The 330-nt window shown below is 49.4% G+C and carries 1 protein-coding gene; it reads right to left on the bottom strand.

The genetic code is table 11. The annotated features are described in order from the left end of the window. A partial coding sequence (locus tag IM793_RS24725; RefSeq protein WP_193426185.1) for an MBG domain-containing protein occupies positions 1-330 on the bottom strand: 330 nt, incomplete at both ends.

Raw genomic sequence — 330 nt, forward strand, 5'->3', positions numbered from 1 at the left:
TTGCACCGATCGTTAAATCAGCACCAACAAAAGTCAAGGTATAGTTGCTGCTCAGGGCAAGTGTTCCCTGGTTGATGGCATACGTGCCCACGTCTTCGCCAGGTGACCTGTTCAGGCTTCCGCTGAAACCATCACCTGTTACCAGTGCAGGGGCAAACGCATAAGTCAGTGCAGGATCTGCATCGCCATAGGTTTTGCTTTTAGCTGCGGCCGTTACCGTGATCGTTTTTGCACCGATCGTTAAATCAGCACCAACATAAGTTAAGGTATAGTTACCATTCAGTGCCAGTGTACCCTGGTTGATCGCATACGTACCCACATTTTCTCCAG

The organism is Pedobacter sp. MR2016-19, assembly GCF_014947265.1.
In the GTDB taxonomy this organism is placed as follows: Bacteria; Bacteroidota; Bacteroidia; order Sphingobacteriales; family Sphingobacteriaceae; genus Pedobacter.